The 18115-nt window shown below is 70.2% G+C and carries 20 protein-coding genes; 13 read left to right on the forward strand and 7 right to left on the reverse strand.

The window, feature by feature from the left end; all coding sequences use genetic code 11:
• Window positions 1–229: 229 nt before the first annotated feature.
• The 6 genes from OG787_RS36870 (at window position 230) to OG787_RS36895 (ending at window position 5540) form a co-directional block, all read left to right on the forward strand.
• The gene (locus OG787_RS36870) at window positions 230–985 is read left to right on the forward strand and encodes a metallophosphoesterase (protein WP_369037391.1); all 756 of its coding nucleotides are present in this window, start codon (window positions 230–232) and stop codon (window positions 983–985) included.
• A 117-nt stretch (window positions 986–1102) separates the two neighbouring features.
• Window positions 1103–1543, forward strand: a complete 441-nt coding sequence (locus OG787_RS36875; protein ID WP_369037373.1) for an SRPBCC family protein — start codon at window positions 1103–1105, stop codon at window positions 1541–1543.
• Window positions 1544–1753: 210 nt separating this feature from the next.
• Window positions 1754–2935, forward strand: coding sequence for an ArsA family ATPase (locus tag OG787_RS36880; protein ID WP_369035360.1), 1182 nt, complete (start codon window positions 1754–1756; stop codon window positions 2933–2935).
• Window positions 2936–2992: 57 nt separating this feature from the next.
• Window positions 2993–3496 (forward strand): DUF5304 domain-containing protein, encoded by a 504-nt coding sequence (locus OG787_RS36885; RefSeq protein WP_369035361.1) that lies wholly within the window; start codon window positions 2993–2995, stop codon window positions 3494–3496.
• Window positions 3497–3622: 126 nt separating this feature from the next.
• Window positions 3623–4576, forward strand: a complete 954-nt coding sequence (locus OG787_RS36890; protein ID WP_369035362.1) for an ROK family glucokinase — start codon at window positions 3623–3625, stop codon at window positions 4574–4576.
• Between the two features lie 208 nt (window positions 4577–4784).
• Window positions 4785–5540, forward strand: a complete 756-nt coding sequence (locus tag OG787_RS36895; RefSeq protein ID WP_405538149.1) for an endonuclease/exonuclease/phosphatase family protein — start codon at window positions 4785–4787, stop codon at window positions 5538–5540.
• Window positions 5541–5692: 152 nt separating this feature from the next.
• Here OG787_RS36895 and OG787_RS36900 read toward each other — a convergent pair whose 3' ends face one another.
• On the reverse strand, window positions 5693–6295 hold the full coding sequence (locus OG787_RS36900; protein WP_369035364.1) for a hypothetical protein: 603 nt from the start codon (window positions 6293–6295) through the stop codon (window positions 5693–5695).
• Window positions 6288–7148, reverse strand: coding sequence for an alpha/beta hydrolase (locus OG787_RS36905; protein WP_405540698.1), 861 nt, complete (start codon window positions 7146–7148; stop codon window positions 6288–6290). Before OG787_RS36905 ends, OG787_RS36900 begins: the two co-directional genes overlap by 8 nt.
• Window positions 7149–7338: 190 nt before the next feature.
• Here OG787_RS36905 and OG787_RS36910 point away from each other — a divergent pair, with 190 nt between their 5' ends.
• The 4 genes from OG787_RS36910 (at window position 7339) to OG787_RS36925 (ending at window position 11218) form a co-directional block, all read left to right on the forward strand.
• The gene (locus OG787_RS36910) at window positions 7339–8067 is read left to right on the forward strand and encodes a lysophospholipid acyltransferase family protein (protein ID WP_369035365.1); all 729 of its coding nucleotides are present in this window, start codon (window positions 7339–7341) and stop codon (window positions 8065–8067) included.
• A 112-nt stretch (window positions 8068–8179) separates the two neighbouring features.
• On the forward strand, window positions 8180–9397 hold the full coding sequence (gene macS, locus OG787_RS36915) for a MacS family sensor histidine kinase (RefSeq protein WP_405540699.1): 1218 nt from the start codon (window positions 8180–8182) through the stop codon (window positions 9395–9397).
• The gene (locus OG787_RS36920) at window positions 9394–10101 is read left to right on the forward strand and encodes a response regulator (protein WP_405538150.1); all 708 of its coding nucleotides are present in this window, start codon (window positions 9394–9396) and stop codon (window positions 10099–10101) included. The genes macS and OG787_RS36920 overlap by 4 nt, the downstream gene beginning before the upstream one ends.
• 88 nt (window positions 10102–10189) lie before the next feature.
• Window positions 10190–11218, forward strand: a complete 1029-nt coding sequence (locus OG787_RS36925) for a 6-phosphofructokinase (RefSeq protein WP_369035368.1) — start codon at window positions 10190–10192, stop codon at window positions 11216–11218.
• Window positions 11219–11385: 167 nt separating this feature from the next.
• On the opposite strand, the gene OG787_RS36930 is transcribed toward OG787_RS36925, so the two are convergent.
• Both OG787_RS36930 and OG787_RS36935 read right to left on the reverse strand, forming a co-directional pair.
• Window positions 11386–13245, reverse strand: coding sequence for an anthranilate synthase family protein (locus tag OG787_RS36930; protein ID WP_405538151.1), 1860 nt, complete (start codon window positions 13243–13245; stop codon window positions 11386–11388).
• Between the two features lie 125 nt (window positions 13246–13370).
• Window positions 13371–13493 carry a trp operon leader peptide gene (locus OG787_RS36935; RefSeq protein ID WP_369035370.1) on the reverse strand — a complete coding sequence of 41 codons (123 nt, stop codon included), beginning with the start codon at window positions 13491–13493 and terminating at the stop codon, window positions 13371–13373.
• Between the two features lie 88 nt (window positions 13494–13581).
• Between OG787_RS36935 and OG787_RS36940 the strand changes: the two genes are divergently transcribed.
• Both OG787_RS36940 and OG787_RS36945 read left to right on the forward strand, forming a co-directional pair.
• The gene (locus OG787_RS36940) at window positions 13582–14934 is read left to right on the forward strand and encodes a class II 3-deoxy-7-phosphoheptulonate synthase (RefSeq protein WP_369035371.1); all 1353 of its coding nucleotides are present in this window, start codon (window positions 13582–13584) and stop codon (window positions 14932–14934) included.
• Window positions 14935–15105: 171 nt separating this feature from the next.
• A complete protein-coding gene (locus OG787_RS36945) occupies window positions 15106–15333 on the forward strand; it encodes a bacterioferritin-associated ferredoxin (RefSeq protein WP_369035372.1) in 228 nt (75 codons plus the stop codon).
• Here OG787_RS36945 and bfr read toward each other — a convergent pair.
• On the reverse strand, window positions 15330–15809 hold the full coding sequence (gene bfr, locus OG787_RS36950; RefSeq protein WP_369035373.1) for a bacterioferritin: 480 nt from the start codon (window positions 15807–15809) through the stop codon (window positions 15330–15332). The genes OG787_RS36945 and bfr overlap by 4 nt on opposite strands.
• 197 nt (window positions 15810–16006) lie before the next feature.
• Between bfr and OG787_RS36955 the strand changes: the two genes are divergently transcribed.
• Complete coding sequence (locus OG787_RS36955; RefSeq protein ID WP_369035374.1) at window positions 16007–16654, forward strand: sulfite oxidase-like oxidoreductase; 648 nt, start codon at window positions 16007–16009, stop codon at window positions 16652–16654.
• 17 nt (window positions 16655–16671) lie between these two features.
• On the opposite strand, the gene OG787_RS36960 is transcribed toward OG787_RS36955, so the two are convergent.
• Both OG787_RS36960 and OG787_RS36965 read right to left on the reverse strand, forming a co-directional pair.
• Window positions 16672–17163 carry a DUF4396 domain-containing protein gene (locus OG787_RS36960; protein WP_369035375.1) on the reverse strand — a complete coding sequence of 164 codons (492 nt, stop codon included), beginning with the start codon at window positions 17161–17163 and terminating at the stop codon, window positions 16672–16674.
• 69 nt (window positions 17164–17232) lie between these two features.
• The gene (locus OG787_RS36965; protein WP_369035376.1) at window positions 17233–18105 is read right to left on the reverse strand and encodes a deoxyribonuclease IV; all 873 of its coding nucleotides are present in this window, start codon (window positions 18103–18105) and stop codon (window positions 17233–17235) included.
• Window positions 18106–18115: the final 10 nt, after the last annotated feature.

An 18115-nucleotide genomic window follows, 5' to 3' on the forward strand; every position in this document is an offset into this window, starting at 1 on the left:
CTGGACTGCCCGGACGTTACCCGTCGGTATGGCCGGTACGACAGGGGGGTCCGGCGAGATGTTCGCGGCGTCACACGGGTTGGTGTCTTTTACGCACAGTAGTGCACGGTTTTCTTGACTGACCAGTAACCGTCGGCGACCCCCCTGTCCTGTTCACCCATGCCCCACACGCCTACGCTTGATCGCCATGGCACCCACACCGCAGGGCAACCTGAGGACGCGTATTCATGTGGTCAGCGACGTGCACGGCAACGCGCGGGACCTGGCCGCGGCCGGTGCGGGCGCGGACGCCCTGATCTGCCTGGGCGACCTGGTCCTCTTCCTCGACTACGCCGACCACTCGCGCGGCATCTTCCCCGACCTCTTCGGCGCGGAGAACGCGAGCCGCCTCGTGGAGCTGCGCACGGCCCGCCGCTTCGAGGAGGCGCGCGAGCTGGGGGCCCGGCTGTGGGCGGGCATCGGCACGGACCGGGCGACGGCCATCGAGAAGGCGGTCCGCAAGCAGTACGCCGAACTGTTCGCCGCGTTCCCGACACCGACGTACGCCACCTACGGCAACGTCGACATGCCGACACTCTGGCCGGAGTACGCCGGCCCGGGCACGCGGGTCCTGGACGGGGAGCGGGTGGAGATCGGCGGGAGGGTCTTCGGCTTCGTCGGCGGCGGGTTGCGCACCCCCATGCGCACGCCGTACGAGATCAGCGACGAGGAGTACGCGGCGAAGGTCGAGGCGCTCGGCGAGGTCGACGTGCTGTGCACGCACATCCCGCCGGAGGTGCCGGAGCTGGTGTACGACACGGTCGCGCGCCGCTTCGAACGCGGCAGCCGCGCCCTGCTGGACGCGATCCGGCGCACACGCCCCCGGTACGCGCTGTTCGGTCACGTCCACCAACCGCTGGCCCGGCGGATGCGGGTCGGCGCCACCGAGTGCGTCAACGTGGGGCACTTCGCGGGGAGCGGGAAGCCGTGGGTGCTCGAATGGTGAGGCCGGTGAGGGCGGGTGGGGATGACAGCGGGCCGGGCTGCGCGGGGTAGCCTTCACGCTGCACATACGTGCGCACCAAACCTCCCTCACCGGACCGCATCTGGAGGAGCCACAGCGATGGCTGAATTCACCAGTTCGAGCATCACGATCGAGGCGGCACCGAACGAGGTGATGGCGGTGATCGCCGACTTCGCCCGTTACCCGGACTGGACCGGCGAGGTGAAGGAGGCGGAGGTCCTGAAGACCGACGCCCAGGGCCGGGCCGAGCAGGTCCGCCTCGTCATGGACGCCGGCGCGATCAAGGACGACCAGACCCTCGGCTACACCTGGACCGGCGAGAACGAGGTCTCGTGGACGCTGGTCAAGTCCCAGATGCTGCGGGCGCTGGACGGCTCGTACATCCTGAAGGCGGCGGGGGCCGGTTCGACCGAGGTCACCTATCAGCTGACGGTGGACGTCAAGATCCCGATGCTGGGGATGATCAAGCGCAAGGCGGAGAAGGTCATCATCGACCGTGCGCTGGCGGGCCTGAAGAAGCGCGTGGAGGAGCCCAAGTAGTTTCCTCGCCCCCGCCGCCCCTACCCGTCCCATCCCTGGGGGCTGCGCCCCCAGACCCCCTTTTGTCCTCAAACGCCGGACGGGCTGACTGACTCAGCCCGTCCGGCGTTTGAGGACGAGCGCGTTCAGCGCGATACGGGGGTTCGGGGGCGGAGCCCCCGAGGGATGGGAACGGGTAAGGGCGGCGGGGGCGAGATACCGTTCACCCCCATGCGCACCATCCTCCTTACCGGGCCAGGCGGCTCCGGCCGCACCACCCTCGCTGCGGCCACCGCACTGACCGCGGCGCGCGACGGCACCCCCACCCTCGTCCTCAGCACCGACCGCACCGACACCCTCGGCGCCGCCCTCGGCATCCAGACCGGCCCCAACCCGGTCTCCGTACCAGGCACCCCCCACCTCACCGCCTGGCGCCCCGACGCCGCCGACCGCTTCCGCGCCGACCTCACCGCCTTCCAGGAACGTGCCACGAACGTCCTCGACTTCCTCGGCGCCTCCCGGCTCGACCCCGAGGAACTCACCCCCCTCCCCGGCGCCGAGGAACTCGCCCTCCTGCGCGCCGTCCGCGACGCCGCGCTCTCGGAGGCGTACGGCCTCCTGGTCGTCGACCTCCCGCCCACCCCGCAGGCCCTCGCCCTCCTCGCGCTCCCCGACGAACTCCGCCGCTATCTGCGCCGACTCCTCCCCGCCGAACGCCAGGCCGCCCGCGCCCTGCGCCCCGTACTCGGCCGCCTCGCCGGAGTCCCGATGCCCGCGGACTGGCTGTACGACGCCGCCGCCCGCTGGGACGTGGAACTGGCCGCCGTCACCGCGGTCGTCCAGGACCCGGGCACGGTCGTACGACTGGTCGCCGAGCCAGGCCCCGCCGGCACCGACGCCGTACGCGCCGCCATCACCGGAGCCGCCCTGCGCGGCCTGCGCACGGACACGCTGATCGCCAACCGCGTCCTGCCGGAACCCTCCATCGACCCCTGGCTGGCCTCCATCACGGCCCAGCAGCGCAAGGCGCTGGAGGACTGGCCGCAGACGTACGCCCTCCCTCTCCATCAGGTCCCGCACCTCGGGCACGACCCGCGCGGCACCGACGACCTCGCCGCACTCCGCGCCCCCGCCGTCAACGCGGCCACCACCCCCATCGAGTGGCCCGTCACCGACCACCTCGCCGACGACGGTGTGCTCGTCTGGCACATCCCGCTGCCCGGCGCGATACGCGACGACCTCGACCTGGTCCGGCGCGGCGACGATCTCGTCCTCACCGTCGGCCCGTTCCGCCGTATCGTTCCGTTGCCCTCGGCACTGCGCCGCTGCACGGTGGCCGGGGCCGCCCTGCGCGAGGGCGAGCTGAGGATCCGTTTCGCGCCGGACCCGGATCTGTGGCCGCAGACACGATGAACCGCCCGCACCCGTTCGGGTACCGTCAAAGAGACGAACCGTAGTCAGGAGTCCGCCATGAGCGAAGAGCGCCCCCCGTCCGACGCCGCTCAGGAGGACGCGGCCGACGAGGCACCGTACGAGACGCGCGCGACCGACGCCGACGCCTGGGCCAAGGCCTGCGCCGAGGACCTCGAAGCGGAGAAGGCCCGCCGCCGGGCCCGGTACGGCCCGCCCCCCGGCTCCGCCGCCGAGGAACTGCGCAAGCTCGTCGACGCCGTCTCGGACAAGCTGTCGTCCCTCCAGTCACCGCTGCTCGGCGCGGTCGCCCAGGGCACCGCCCAGCAGGTGGTGCAGCAGGTCGTCCAGCAGGCCAAGGCCGCCGTCGAACCGGTGATCGAACGCAACCCGGACGTCTTCGACCACCTTGCCGCCGCCGGCAACGAACTGCTCGCCGCCTACCGTTCGGCCGTCGAGTCCCAGGAACGCCGCTGGACGTCCCGGGAGACCGACCGCGCGAAGAACTGGGGCGAGGACCGGGGCGAGGGCACCGGCTCCGGCGAGCGCATCGATCTGGACTGACACCCCCCTCGCCGGGGCCCTGTCGCCCTCCCGCCTGGCCCGCCCACGGTGCGGACGACGGGAACCCGGCGACAGGGGCTCGGGTACGGTTGGCCGTAGCGGGGCTCGACCGAAACTGAGGGATTCATGGGACTCACCATCGGCGTCGATATCGGCGGCACGAAGATCGCGGCCGGTGTGGTCGACGAGGAAGGCAACATCCTCTCGACCCACAAGGTGCCGACCCCGGGCACGCCCGAGGGCATCGTGGACGCCATCGCCGCCGCCGTCGAGGGCGCGCGCGCCGGGCACGAGATCGTGGGCGTCGGCATCGGCGCCGCCGGATACGTGAACCGCCAGCGTTCCACGGTCTACTTCGCGCCCAACATCGACTGGCGCCAGGAACCGCTGAAGGACAAGGTCGAGGCACGCGTGGGCCTGCCGGTCGTCGTCGAGAACGACGCGAACGCGGCGGCCTGGGGCGAGTACAAGTTCGGCGCGGGCAAGGGCCACCGCAACGTCATCTGCATCACCCTGGGCACCGGCCTCGGCGGCGGCATCATCATCGGCAACAAGCTGCGCCGCGGCCACTTCGGCGTGGCCGCCGAGTTCGGCCACATCCGCGTGGTCCCGGACGGCCTTCAGTGCGGCTGCGGCAGCCAGGGCTGCTGGGAGCAGTACGCGTCGGGACGCGCCCTCGTGCGGTACGCGAAGCAGCGCGCCAACGCGACGCCCGAGAACGCCGAGGTGCTCCTCTCCCTCGGCGACGGCACCCCGGACGGCATCGAGGGCAAGCACATCTCGATGGCCGCGAGACAGGGCGACGCCGTCGCCGTCGACTCGTACCGCGAACTGGCCCGCTGGGCCGGCGCCGGCCTCGCCGACCTGGCCTCCCTCTTCGACCCCTCCGCCTTCATCGTCGGCGGCGGCCTCTCGGACGAGGGCGAACTGGTCCTCGACCCCATCCGTAAGTCCTACAAACGCTGGCTGGTAGGCGGCAACTGGCGTCCCGTCGCCGACGTCATCGCAGCCCAACTGGGCAACAAGGCAGGCATGGTGGGAGCGGCCGACCTGGCCCGCGAACCCGACCCGATCATGTAAACAGGCCCCATGGCTGTGGCTGCTCGCCGTCCCCTTGCAGAGGACGGCGAGCGGTCTTGTTTTTTAGGGGCGCGGGGCTGTATCTGATCTGCGGCTACCGCCGCGTGGGCGCGACAAGCCCCCACCGCCCGTAACCACGGCCAACTACCCCACACCCCACGGCGAGTTCCCGATCACCCCACCAACGCCCGCCCGTATCTTGACCCGCATGGCGACGAACCCCCCACTCCCCACCCCCCGTACCAACCCCGACGGTTCCGCCGTCATCCGAGTCCTCAGCTACAACATCCGCTCGATGCGAGACGACACCACCGCCCTGGCCCGAGTCATCACCGCCTGCACCCCCGACCTCGTCCTCGTCCAAGAAGCCCCCCGCTTCTTCCGCTGGCGCAAAAAACTCGCCCGCCTCGCATCCGCCTCCGGCCAGGTACTCCTCTCCGGCGGCGCCACCGCCGCCGGCCCCGCCCTCCTCTGCTCCCTGCGCGCGACAGTCGAACGCACCGAGGACGTCCTCCTCCCGCTCACCCCCGGCCAGCACCGCAGAGGCTTCGCCACGGCCGTCGTCCGCTTCGGGGGTGCCCGGCTCGGCGTACTGAGCTGTCACCTCAGCCTGCGGAAGGACGAGCGGTACGAGCAGTCGGGCCTGCTCCTCGACCGGCTCGCCGCACTGGACGTACCGCACGCGATCGCGGGCGGCGACCTCAACGAACGCCCCTCCGGCCCCAGCTTCCGGCGCCTGTCCACCGACCTCCAGGACTGCTGGGCCACGGCCCCCTGGGGCACGGAGTACACGTCGACCCCGACCGACCCGCACCAGCGGATCGACGCGATCCTGGCGACGCCGGGCATCGAGGTACTGGGCTGCGGGGTGCCGATAGGGCACCCGGGGGTGCTGGAGCAGGATCTGATGGCGGCGACGGATCACCTGCCCGTGCTGGCGGCATTGCGTGTACCGGCAGCCTGAGCCCGGTCCGCCGGACGGAGTCCGGCGCAGCCGCCCGAAGCCTGTGAGGCCCCCTGGGGCCGAGCAGTGCGAGGGCGGCATCAAGAGGTTCTGCCCACTTGCCGGTCCTGGCCGCCCTCAGAATCCCGGCGTCCTGAAGCAGGTGGCCGGGGTCAGACCACAGCCCCCCGCCCCGGATCCTCCTCGTCGTCCTCGTCGCCCTTCATGCGCATCACCAGCGTCGCGAACCCGCCGAGGAACCCGCCGATGCCCAGTGTCGTCAGCCACCAGGTCATGTCCCAGCCCAGCAGGACGGCGAGCAGCAGCAGGAGCGGACCGCCGAGGACCGCCAGCCACGCGAACCGGGCGGTCGTGTCGGCGGCGGGCAGCGGAGGCGGCTCCGGCGGGACGAAGTGGCCCTCGTCGTCATCGTCGAAGTCGTCCTCGGTCGCGTCCGGCGCCGAGTAGTCGCGCGGGCCACCGCCGCCGACGCCGGGGGCGAAGGCGACGGAGCTGCCCAGCGGCTTCGGGGGCTGCCCGTCGCCCTTGGCCACCTTGTCGGCGTTGCCCTTAGGGTCGGGGTCGCCGGAGTCACCGGTCTCGTCGTTCGTGTCCGATTCGAGCAGCGCGAGATCCTCGACCGACTTGAACGGCTTGGCGCCGGGCGGGTCCGGCGGCTCGTCGCCGTACGCCTCGACGATCGCGGCCCACGCGGCCGCCTCGTCGAAGGGCACGCCCTTCTCCTCCGGCTCGCGGTCGGAGTCGTGCTCAGCCACCCGTGGCCGTCCCTTCCTGCTGCCCCACTTGGTCTCCCTGCCGGCTCTGGTGCGGCACCTGTGCGTCCCCCGAGTCCTCGCCCGAGTCCGTGGCCTCCTTGCCGGCCGCGGGTGCGAGCCGGAGGACGAACGCGTGGCTCTCCTCGAAGATCCGGTCCGCATCATGGTCCAACGTCGCGACGTGGTAGCTCTGTTCCAGCAGGATCTCCGTCACGTCCGTCGACGAAACGCGGCTGAGGATCCGGGCCGAGTCGGCCGGCGGCACCACATGGTCCTGCGGACTGTGCAGAAGCAGTACCGGCTGCGTGACCTGCGGCAGTTCACCGTCGACCAGCCGGTAGAACCGGCGCATCGAGTGCGCCGCGTGCAGCGGGACCCTGGGGTAACCGACCTCCTCGACGCCCTCCTTCTTTATGTCGCTCACGATGCCGGGCACCGAGGGCACGACATGACGCAGTACCGGAAGGGCGTACGCGGCAAGGCCGTGCACCTTGTTCGCCGGGTTGACGACCACGATGCCGCTGATCCGGTCGCCGTGCTGAGCGGCGAGCCGCAGCGTCAGGGCGCCGCCCATCGACAGACCGAAGACGAACACCTGTGCGCAGCGCGCCAGCAGGGCGCGCAGCTCGCGGTCCACCTCCGCGTACCAGTCCTGCCAGCCGGTGAGCTGCATGTCCTCCCAGCGCGTGCCGTGCCCGGGCAGCAGCGGCAGCGAGACGGTCAGTCCGCGCTCGGCGAGGTACTCCGCCCAGGGGCGCAGTGACTGAGGGGAACCGGTGAAACCGTGACAGAGGAGGACTCCGACCTCCCCGCCCTCATGGCGGTACGGCTCGGCTCCAGGAAGGACCGGCACCATCGGTCTCCTGTTCATGGGAAGGGGTGACTGGGGCGGGTGATCACACGAGGAAGCCCCGAGGCTCCGAGGCGTACTTCACCGTACGCGACCGCACTGACACCGACCAGGGCCGTCGGGCTCTTTGACAGTGCTGCGGGTTAAGGTCTGATCGACAGACACAGGAGGAACTCGGTTGTTGTACGGCGCGATGAAGGTTTCCGTCGGGGTGCCGCTGAAGCTTGCCTTCAGGCCCTGGGTGGAGGGCCTGGAGAACGTTCCGGCCGACGGCCCGGCGATCCTGGCGAGCAATCACCTGTCCTTCTCCGACTCGTTCTTCCTCCCCGCGGTCCTGGACCGCAAGGTCACCTTCATCGCGAAGGCCGAGTACTTCACGACGCCCGGCCTCAAGGGCCGGATGACCGCCGCCTTCTTCAGGGGCGTCGGCCAGCTCCCGGTGGACCGCTCCGGGGCACGCGGCGCCGGCGAGGCCGCGATCAGGAGCGGTGTCGAGGTCATCGAGCGCGGTGAGCTGTTCGGTATCTACCCGGAGGGCACGCGCTCGCCCGACGGCCGCCTCTACCGGGGCAAGCCCGGTGGCCTCGCGCGCGTGGCGCTCGCCACCGGGGCGCCGGTGATCCCGGTCGCGATGATCGACACCGAGAAGATCCAGCCGCCGGGCAAGGTGATGCCCAAGCTGATGCGCCCGGGCATCCGCATCGGTGAGCCGCTCGACTTCAGCCGGTACCACGGCATGGAACACGACCGCTTCGTGCTCCGCGCCGTGACCGACGAGGTCATGTACGAAATCATGAAGCTCTCCGGCCAGGAGTACGTCGACATCTACGCGTCGGCCGCCAAGCGCCGGATCGCGGACGCGGCGAAGGCCGAGAAGCAGGCACAGAAGGCGCTGGAGAAGGAACGCGCGGGCGCCAAGTAGCGGCACCACGGGGCGGGTTCGGGGGATGGTGGGGAACATGGCCGTACGCGAGAAGGCCGTAGTAGCGGTACGCGGTAAGGGCGGGCGTCCGAAGACCGGGCAGCCGAAGGTGATGCGGATGTCGGTCGAGCAGCCGCTGTGGCGTGCGCTCACCGGCTACCGGATCATGACGATGCTGTACGCGATCGGGCTCTTCGCCAACTCGTACGAGGGGTTCGCCCGGCCCTGGGTGGCCGTCGCCTACTTCTCCGTGCTGTTCGTCTGGACCCTCGCGACCCTCCCCAAGGTGGCCAACGCGGCCAGCTGCACCAAGCGCTTCCTCGCCGCCGACCTGACCGTCGCGCTCACCGGAATCCTCCTCACGCCCGTCGCCGACGCGCACGAGCGGGTCGCCTCGGGCGGTCCGACGATGCCGTCGATATGGACGGCCGGTTCCGTGCTGGCCTTCGCGATCAAGGGCGGCTGGCGCTGGGCGGCCTTCGCCTCGACGCTGGTCGCCGTGACGAACCTGGTCGAGCGCGGCACCCCGGCCCGCGACACCGTCCACAACGTGGTCCTGGTGTGGGTCGCCTCCATCGCCATCGGGTACGTCGTCGAGGTCGCCCGCGCCTCCGAGCGCACCCTCGCCCGCGCCCTGGAGATCGAGGCCGCGACCCGCGAACGGGAGCGGCTCGCCCGGGACATCCACGACAGCGTCCTCCAGGTCCTGGCGATGGTGCAGCGGCGCGGCGCCGTGCTCGGCGGCGAGGCGGGGGAACTGGGCAGGATGGCCGGCGAGCAGGAGGTCGCGCTGCGCGCCCTGGTCTCCGGCGGCCTCGTAGCGGGGGCACGGGCGCCGGAGTACGCGGGACCGGGGGTGCCCATCACCGTCGTACACACGACGGACGAGTCCGAGCCGGACTCGGCGGACCCCGTCGACCTGCGCACCCTGCTCGTCCCGTACGCCACCTCGACGATCACCCTCTCCGAGCCCGGCGCCCCCGTGCCGCTCGCCCGGGCCGCCGCGAAGGAGCTGGCCGCGGCGGTCGGCGCCGCGCTGGACAACGTACGGAAGCATGCCGGGGAGGGCGCCAGGGCCTGGATCCTGGTCGAGGACGAGCCGGACTCGGTCGTCGTGACCGTGCGCGACGACGGGCCGGGCATCCCGGAGGGGCGGCTCGCGCAGGCCGAGGGCGAGGGGCGGCTCGGTGTGGCCCAGTCGATCCGTGGCCGGCTGCGCGACCTCGGCGGCGGCGCCGAGCTGATCTCGGTGCCGGGGCAGGGCACGGAGGTCGAACTGACGGTACCGAAGGACACGAAGGCGGCACGGGGGAAGGCGGAGAAGCGATGACGGACACCGGCAGCGAGACCGTGAACGGGGACGAGGTGCGGGGGCCGCTCCGCGTGATGGTGGTGGACGACCACCCCATGTGGCGCGACGCGGTCGCCCGCGACCTCGCCGAGTCCGGGTTCGACGTGGTCGCCACGGCGGGCGACGGCGAGCAGGCCGTACGCCGGGCCAGGGCCGTAGCGCCGGACGTCCTCGTGCTCGACCTGAACCTGCCCGCCAAGCCCGGTGTCCAGGTCTGCAAGGAACTGGTCGGCTCCAACCCGGCCCTGCGGGTCCTGGTCCTCTCGGCGAGCGGCGAGCACGCCGACGTACTGGAGGCCGTGAAGTCGGGCGCCACCGGCTATCTGCTGAAGTCGGCCTCTACGGAGGAACTGCTGGACGCGGTGCGCCGTACGGCGGTCGGCGACCCCGTGTTCACCCCGGGACTGGCCGGTCTGGTCCTCGGCGAGTACCGCCGCCTCGCCTCCGAACCCGCCCCGGCCGCGGGCGCCGACGAACCCAAGGCCCCACAGCTCACCGACCGCGAGACGGAGGTGCTGCGGCTGGTGGCCAAGGGCCTCAGCTACAAGCAGATCGCCGAACGCCTGGTCATCTCCCACCGCACGGTCCAGAACCACGTACAGAACACCCTCGGCAAGCTCCAACTGCACAACCGGGTGGAACTGGTGCGCTACGCGATACAGCGCGGCCTCGACGACGAGTGACCGGGCGGCGAGTCAGGAGCCTCGACGCCGCGTGAGACGCACGTCACACTGATCCTTCGTCACGTATCCGCGGCGAAGGGACATTTCCATGCGCGTCGGAGTACTGACCGGAGGCGGCGACTGCCCCGGGCTCAACGCCGTCATCCGGGCCATCGTCCGCAAGGGCGTACAGGAGTACGACTACGACTTCGTCGGCTTCCGGGACGGCTGGCGAGGTCCACTGGAGGGCACCAGCGTGCGCCTCGACATCCCCGCCGTGCGCGGCATCCTCCCGCGCGGCGGCACCATCCTCGGCTCCTCCCGCACCAACCCGCTGAAGCAGGAGAACGGCATCGCCCGCATCCGGGAGACCCTCGCCGCCCAGCAGGTCGACGCGCTCATAGCGATCGGCGGCGAGGACACCCTCGGAGTCGCGGCCCGTCTCACCGACGAACACGGGATCCCGGTCGTCGGCGTACCGAAGACGATCGACAACGACCTGTCCGCCACCGACTACACCTTCGGCTTCGACACCGCGGTCGGCATCGCGACGGAGGCGATCGACCGGCTGCACACCACCGCCGAGTCGCACATGCGCGTCCTCGTCTGCGAGGTGATGGGCCGGCACGCGGGCTGGATCGCGATCCACTCCGGGCTCGCGGGCGGCGCCAACGTCATCCTCATCCCCGAACACCGTTTCGACGTCGACCAGGTCTGCGCCTGGGTGACCTCACGGTTCAAGGCCTCGTACGCCCCGATCGTGGTCGTCTCCGAGGGCGCGATGCCCAAGGACGGCGACATGGTCCTCAAGGACCAGTCCCTCGACCCCTTCGGGCATGTCCGCCTCTCCGGCGTCGGCGAATGGCTGGCCAAGGAGATCGAGAAGCGGACGGGCAAGGAGGCGCGCACCACGGTGCTCGGCCACATCCAGCGCGGCGGCACCCCCAGCGCATTCGACCGCTGGCTCGCCACCCGCTTCGGCCTGCACGCCATCGAGGCGGTCCGCGACGGGGACTTCGGCAAGATGGTCGCCCTGCGCGGCACGGACATCGTCCGCGTCCCGATCGCGGAGGCGACGGCCAAGCTGAAGACGGTCGATCCGAAGCTGTACGAGGAGGTCGGTGTGTTCTTCGGCTGACGGTGGGTGGGGGCTGGTCGCGCCCCGCGGCGGAGCCGCAAATTGACACAGCCCCGCGCCCCTAAAAACTCCGGCCCTGCGGGCCTGAAAGGCACGGGGCGCAGCCCCGGCCTTTCAGGGGCGCGGGGAACTGCGCGACCAGCCCCCACCGGCTCGCGGCAAAAGAACTACCGCGCTTGCAAGGACTGAACCCCGGCCACCAACTCCCGTACGACACTCGCCCCACCCAGCGTCAGCACCGACTCCGGATGGAACTGAACACCCGCGAACCCGGGCCCCCGCACCGCATGCACCTCCCCACCCTCACTCCTGCTGACCTCAACCCCATGCGCCGCCAGCTCCGCCGCGGCCTCGTCGTCGCAGTGCGCCACGAAGCTGTTGTAGAAGCCGACCGTCTCCGTCCGCCCGAACAGATCGATCTCCGTCTGCGCGCCCTGGTACGGCACTTCCTTCCGTACGATCTCCAGCCCCAGCTCCACCGCGATCAGCTCGTGCCCGAGACAGACACCGAGGACACCGTGCCGATGATCGCGGAGCACCTCGGCGGTCAGCTCGCGCAGGAACCGCATCTTCGGGTCGGCCGGATCGCCCGGATCACCGGGGCCGGGCCCGAGCACCAAGGGCCCCTCGTGCCGTACGACCGCCTCCCGCAACCCCGGTTCGTCGTAGCGCCGCACGGTCACCTCAAGTCCCGACGAGCGCAGGACGTGCGCCAGCATCGCCGTGAAGGTGTCCTCGGCGTCGACGACCAGCGCGTGCCCGGTGAGTTCCTCCGTCCGCTCCTGCATCCGCAGCCAGAACGGCGCCAGCGACGCCCGCCGCCCGTCCAGCGCCGCCCGCACCCGTGGATCGTCCGCGAGCCGAGGCCGTACGCCCGTCTCCCGCGCCCTCCCCGGCACAACACCCAGCGCCGCCAGCACCCCGGCCGCCTTGGCGTGGGTCTCGGCGACCTCGCTCGCCGGGTCCGAGCCACGGACGAGCGTGGCGCCGACCGGCACCCGCAGCCGTCCGTCCGGCGCGATGTCGGCGGTCCGGATGAGGATCGGCGAGTCGAGGGTCTGGGCCCCGCCCGCATCCCGCCCGACCAGTGCCAACGCCCCCGCGTAGTAGCCGCGCCCACCGACCTCGTGCCGCTCGATGACCCGGCAGGCGTTCTGGACGGGCGACCCGGTGACGGTCGCCGCGAACATGGTCTCCTTCAGCACCTCCCGCACATCCAGGGAGGACCGCCCGCGCAACTCGTACTCGGTGTGCGCGAGATGGGCCATCTCCTTCAGCCGGGGCCCGACCACCACCCCGCCCATGTCACCGACGGTGCACATCATCTTGAGCTCCTCGTCGACGACCATCGACAGCTCCTCGATCTCCTTGCCGTCGGCGAGGAACGAGAGCAGATGCTCGGGGGTCGGCCCCTCGGCCGGATAACGGTACGTCCCGCTGATCGGGTTCATGACCACCGTCCCGCCGGACATCCGGACGTGCACCTCGGGGCTGGCCCCGACGAGTGTCCGCTCCCCGGTGTGCACGACGAACGTCCAGTACGCGCCCCGCTCCCCGACCAGCAGCCGCCGAAACAGCGCGAGGGCGTCGGCGCGTCCGAACCCCGGGATCCCACCCTCGTACGTCCGCCGGATGACGAAGTTGGCCCCCTCGCCGCGCCCGATCTCCTCCCGCAGCACCCGCCCGACGATCTCCGCGTACTCCTCGTCCCCGACATCGAACCCACCGCCCGCGACCCGCACGTCGTGCGCGGGGAGCTGCTCCAGCGCGTCCGCCAGCGGGAGTTCGTACGTCTCCTCGGGCGTGAGCACCGAGAGCGGGGTGCCGTCGTCGCGGACGTCGAAGCCGCGCTCGCGGATCTGGCGGTAGGGGATCAGGGCGAGGCCCTCGTCGGGGATGTCGGCGAGCCGGTCGTACGTGGTCACCGGGCCGAGCAGCAGTTCGACCATGTCGTGATCGTGGCCGGGGGTGCGGCGGCGGAGCAGGGCGAACGGGCGGGTGTCGTGCAGGAGCCGGTCAAGGCGCATGGTTCCTCGTTCCTCTTCCATCGATGACTGGATCAGTGATCGGGAGGAACGGCCGGTGCGAAAGTCCGCGGAAACACCGAAGGCCGCCCCTCGGGCGGCCTTCGCGAAGACTTGCGTACGCGCAGTCAGTGGGCCGCCGGGTGAGCGGTCCACCACCAGTTCTGGTTCTGGGTCGGGTGCGCGAACATGCGAGGGACCATACACCACGAGTCTCCCGCGCAGCGCGAACCGGCGCACGGACCGGCCATTCCGCCCACCGGACCCGAACGAGCGAACCGTGTCTCACTTGATGAGCAGGCGGTCGGACGCCCGACTTGACCCCGTAATGTTGGGGCCGTGACCGTGAACGCTAAGACCAGCGCGAGCGCTGGCAACACCTGGCGAGACCTGCCCGCGGCGCAGCAGCCCGAGTACCCCGACACCGAGGCTCTGCGCGCAGTCGTTGCGGAGCTGGAGTCGTATCCCCCGCTCGTTTTCGCGGGGGAGTGCGACCAGCTGCGCGCCCGGATGGCGGCCGTCGCCAAGGGAGAGGCGTTCCTGCTCCAGGGCGGCGACTGCGCCGAGTCCTTCGACGCCGTCGGCGCGGAGCACATCCGCGCCAAGCTGAAGACCCTCCTCCAGATGGGCGCCGTCCTCACGTACGCGGCCTCCGTGCCGGTCGTGAAGGTCGGCCGGATCGCCGGCCAGTACTCGAAGCCGCGCTCCAAGGGCACCGAGACCCGCGACGGCGTGACCCTGCCGACCTACCGCGGCGACTCGGTCAACGGCTTCGACTTCGACGAGAAGTCCCGGATCCCGGACCCCGAGCGCCTGAAGCGGATGTACAACGCGTCCGCCTCCACGCTCAACCTGGTCCGCGCCTTCACCACCGGCGGTTACGCCGACCTGCGCCAGGTGCACGCCTGGAACCAGGACTTCGTGAAGTCGTCCCCGTCCGGCCAGCGGTACGAGCAGCTGGCCCGCGAGATCGACAACGCGCTGAACTTCATGCGCGCCTGCGGGACGGACCCGGCCGAGTTCCAGACGGTCGAGTTCTACTCCTCGCACGAGGCGCTGCTCCTGGACTACGAGTCGGCGCTGACCCGCGTCGACTCCCGCACCGGACGGCTGTACGACGTCTCGGCGCACATGGTGTGGATCGGTGAGCGCACCCGGCAGCTGGACGGCGCGCACATCGAGTTCGCCTCCCAGGTCCGTAACCCGATCGGCATCAAGCTGGGCCCGACGACGACGGCCGAGGAGGCGCTCCAGTACATCGAGCGTCTCGACCCGGACCGTGAGCCGGGCCGGCTGACCTTCATCGTCCGCATGGGCGCCGACAAGGTCCGGGACAAGCTGCCCGAGCTGGTCGAGAAGGTCACGGCGTCGGGTGCGACGGTGGCCTGGGTGACCGACCCGATGCACGGCAACACCTTCGAGGCGGCCTCCGGTCACAAGACCCGCCGCTTCGACGATGTGCTCGACGAGGTCAAGGGCTTCTTCGAGGTCCACAAGGAGCTGGGGACGCACCCCGGCGGTATCCATGTGGAGCTGACGGGCGACGACGTCACCGAGTGCGTGGGCGGCGGCGACGAGATCTTCGTCGACGACCTCCACCACCGCTACGAGACGGCCTGCGACCCCCGCCTGAACCGCAGCCAGTCCCTTGACCTGGCGTTCCTCGTCGCGGAGATGTACCGCGACCAGTAGTAGATCACCAGGCTTTTCGCCTGTTACAGGAGTATGGCGTGGGGCGCGGATCACATACGATCCGCGCCCCACGCCACTTTTAAGCCTTCTGTGGGCCGGGTAAGGTTAGGTTAGCCTCACCGATCTTCGGGACGGCGCAACCTTTGTATTCCCGTCGGGAGGTGGACCCGCGTGTACGTCTGCAACTGCTTCGGAGTGACCGAGGCGCAAGTGAAGAAGCACGCGGCGGACGGCGCCTGCACCCCCCGTCAGATCGCCTCGGCCTGCAAGGCGGGCACGGACTGCGGCTCGTGCGTACGACGCATCCAGGCGCTGCTGGGCAGGGGTGCGTACCCGACCCGTGGACTCGTGGACGAGGGTCAGCCGGTCCTGGCCGAACAGCTCGACGAAGCTGCTTAGCTCTCCGGCTGCTCGATCAGCTGCGCGATGTACAGCGCCTCGCCGAGCTTCTCCACCAGTTCCAGCTGGGTGTCCAGATAGTCGATGTGGTGTTCCTCGTCGGCGAGGATCGACTCGAAGATGTTCGCGGACGTGATGTCGCCCTTGCCGCGCATGACCTCGATACCGCGCTTGAGGCGGTCGATGGCCTCCACCTCGACCTGTCGGTCGGCCTGGAACATCTCCGTGAGGGTCTGTCCCACCCGCACATGGAAGAGCCGCTGGTAGTTCGGCAGGCCTTCCAGGAACAGGATCCGGTCGGTGAGCACCTCCGCGTGCTTCATCTCGTCGATCGACTCGTGCCGCGTGTACTTCGCGAGCTTCGTCCAGCCGAAGTTCTCCTGCATCTTCGCGTGCAGGAAGTACTGGTTGATCGCCGTGAGTTCGGCGGTCAGCTGCTCGTTGAGAAATTCGATGACCTCGGGGTCGCCCTGCATTGCAGAGGCTCCTTCCAAAGCGGGGGAACTAGGGAGGTTGCCGCCGAATGATTGCACCGCCGTCGAAGATCGTCCAGTAAGTGCGTACTTAGTAAGTTAGGGCATGCTTAGTCCAAGTTATCCGGACTTGTTGGAATCCATGCATGTCTGGACAGGCCTGGTCATGCGCACTCTGCCTGGTCTGTCAGGATGGAGTCATGGGTCAGCCGGTGGAACGTGAATCGGGAGAGCGCGATTCAGGAGGTGCGGCGCAGCCCGAATTGCCGCCGGGTCAGCGAGTGCAACGCGGCTGGCCGGTCACCCATTACGGCCCGGTGCCCAAATTCCGCTCCGAGCGCTGGGAGTTCAGGGTCTTCGGCGCCACCGCCGACGGTGAGAAGCACTGCTGGAACCATGACGAGTTCACGGCTCTGCCGTACAGCTCCGTCGTGGCCGATCTGCACTGCGTCACGAAGTTCAGCATGCTCGGCGCGGAGTGGGGCGGAATTCCGGCCCGGACGATTCTCGAGGCCGCGCCGCCGGCGCCCGAGGTCACGCACGTCATGGTCTGGGCCGAATACGGCTTCAGTTCGAACCTCCGGCTGGCCGATTTCGCGTCCGACGGCACGATCTTCGCCACCCACAAGGACGGCGAACTCCTCACCGCGGAACACGGCTTCCCGCTCCGCCTGGTGGTGCCCCATCTGTATGCCTGGAAGGGCCCCAAGTGGGTGCGCGGGATCGAGTACATGACCGCCGACCGCCGTGGCTTCTGGGAGGAGCGCGGCTATCACAACGTCGGCGACCCGTGGCGTGAGCAGCGCTACTCGTACCAGGAGGAGCCCGGGGACGGTCCCGAGCTCTGACTCCCGTGGTCTCCGGGTCAGTGGTGGTACTGGTGTACCACCGCGTGGCCCTTGCCCCGGCCGATCGTCCACTTGTTGACCGGCGTGGTGATCACGAAGGCGACGGCCAGTGAGATCGCCAGCGCGCCCCAGAACAGCGGATCGCCCAGCTCGGCGTCCATCGCGCCCGGCCACAGCGTGATCACGCCGTTGTCGACCAGCTCCATCACGGCGATGGAGAGGGTGTCGGCGGCCAGCGCGACCCGGACGGCCGTGCGGAATCCGACGCCCGCCTTCAGGACGCCGCGCAGGGTGAGCGCGTACCCGAAGAAGAAGGCGAGGACGATCGCCAGGATCAGTGTCGGTACGTTGCCCCAGCCGAAGGCCGTGCCGATGACCATGCCGAGCACCTCACCGATGGCGCAGCCGGTGAGGCAGTGCAGGGTGGCCTGGACGGCCACGGACCAGGTGGCGGCCGGTGCGTGGTGGTGTGAGTGCTGCTGGTCGTGTGCGTGTGTCTCGTGCTCCATGGGTACCCCCGGGTGTCACGGTCTGACGGTGTGGTGGGCCTTGTTCTGCACTCACCAACCGTATACCCCCTAGGGGTATTCCCGGAGCTTCTTCAGCCGTTCCACGTCCGCCGCGTGCCCTTCCTTGCCGCCGGGCGTCTCGATGATCAGCGGTACGCCCTCGGTCGCGGGGTGGGTCATCAGCGCGCGGAACGGGTCCTCGCCGATGTGACCGGCGCCGATGTTCGCGTGCCGGTCCTTGTGGGCGCCGACGACGTCCTTGGAGTCGTTGGCGTGGATCAGCTTCAGCCGCCCCTCGCCGACCGTGTCGACGAGCAGGTCGAGGGTCTGGTGCATCCCGCTGGGCCCGGTCAGATCGTGCCCGGCCGCGAAGATGTGGCAGGTGTCGAGACAGACGCCGAGCTTCGGATGGGCGTCGAGTGCCTCGAAGTACGGCCCGAAGTCCCAGGTGCGCGAGCAGAGGGAGGAGCCCTGCCCGGCGGTCGACTCCAGGAGGAGGAACGGGTCGTCGTCGTGGGTCAGCTCGTCGAGCAGCGGCAGCAAGTGCTCCCGGACCTGCTGGAGGGCCACGGACCGCTCCCGCCCGCCCGTCGCGCTCCCGGTGTGCACCACGACGCCCAGCGCGCCGATCTCCCGCCCGCGCCGCAGCGAGTGCCGCAGCGACTCCACGGACCGCTCGACGGTCGCCTCGGTGTGCGAGCCGAAGTTGATCAGGTACGGGGCATGGACGTACGCCGGGATCGACGCCTCGGCACAGGCCGCGCGGAACTCCTCGTCCTGGCGGGGACTGCCGACGGGCGTCGCCCAGCCGCGCGGGTTGGCGACGAAGACCTGCACGGTCTCGGCCAGGAGGTCGCGGGCGTAGGACAGGCCGACGGAGTGGAGACCGCCGGCCACGGGAACATGGCCGCCGACGGGGTTGCGGAGCTGCTTGCTGGTCACCCTGCCAGGG

The organism is Streptomyces sp. NBC_00075, assembly GCF_045041225.1.
GTDB lineage: Bacteria > Actinomycetota > Actinomycetes > Streptomycetales > Streptomycetaceae > Streptomyces > Streptomyces adonidis.

Excerpts from the sequence above, each read along its gene's own strand:
- OG787_RS36930 (WP_405538151.1), bottom strand. The coding sequence starts at position 13,245 with ATGCGCCTTGACCGGCTCCTGCACGACACCCGCCCGTTCGCCCTGCTC.
- OG787_RS36935 (WP_369035370.1), bottom strand. The coding sequence starts at position 13,493 with ATGGCCGGTCCGTGCGCCGGTTCGCGCTGCGCGGGAGACTCGTGGTGT.
- OG787_RS36880 (WP_369035360.1), top strand. The coding sequence starts at position 1,754 with ATGCGCACCATCCTCCTTACCGGGCCAGGCGGCTCCGGCCGCACCACC.
- OG787_RS36875 (WP_369037373.1), top strand. The coding sequence starts at position 1,103 with ATGGCTGAATTCACCAGTTCGAGCATCACGATCGAGGCGGCACCGAAC.
- bfr (WP_369035373.1), bottom strand. The coding sequence starts at position 15,809 with ATGCAGGGCGACCCCGAGGTCATCGAATTTCTCAACGAGCAGCTGACC.
- OG787_RS36960 (WP_369035375.1), bottom strand. The coding sequence starts at position 17,163 with ATGGAGCACGAGACACACGCACACGACCAGCAGCACTCACACCACCAC.
- OG787_RS36910 (WP_369035365.1), top strand. The coding sequence starts at position 7,339 with ATGAAGGTTTCCGTCGGGGTGCCGCTGAAGCTTGCCTTCAGGCCCTGG.
- OG787_RS36925 (WP_369035368.1), top strand. The coding sequence starts at position 10,190 with ATGCGCGTCGGAGTACTGACCGGAGGCGGCGACTGCCCCGGGCTCAAC.
- OG787_RS36955 (WP_369035374.1), top strand. The coding sequence starts at position 16,007 with ATGGGTCAGCCGGTGGAACGTGAATCGGGAGAGCGCGATTCAGGAGGT.
- OG787_RS36895 (WP_405538149.1), top strand. The coding sequence starts at position 4,785 with ATGGCGACGAACCCCCCACTCCCCACCCCCCGTACCAACCCCGACGGT.
- OG787_RS36920 (WP_405538150.1), top strand. The coding sequence starts at position 9,394 with ATGACGGACACCGGCAGCGAGACCGTGAACGGGGACGAGGTGCGGGGG.
- OG787_RS36890 (WP_369035362.1), top strand. The coding sequence starts at position 3,623 with ATGGGACTCACCATCGGCGTCGATATCGGCGGCACGAAGATCGCGGCC.
- macS (WP_405540699.1), top strand. The coding sequence starts at position 8,180 with ATGCGGATGTCGGTCGAGCAGCCGCTGTGGCGTGCGCTCACCGGCTAC.
- OG787_RS36885 (WP_369035361.1), top strand. The coding sequence starts at position 2,993 with ATGAGCGAAGAGCGCCCCCCGTCCGACGCCGCTCAGGAGGACGCGGCC.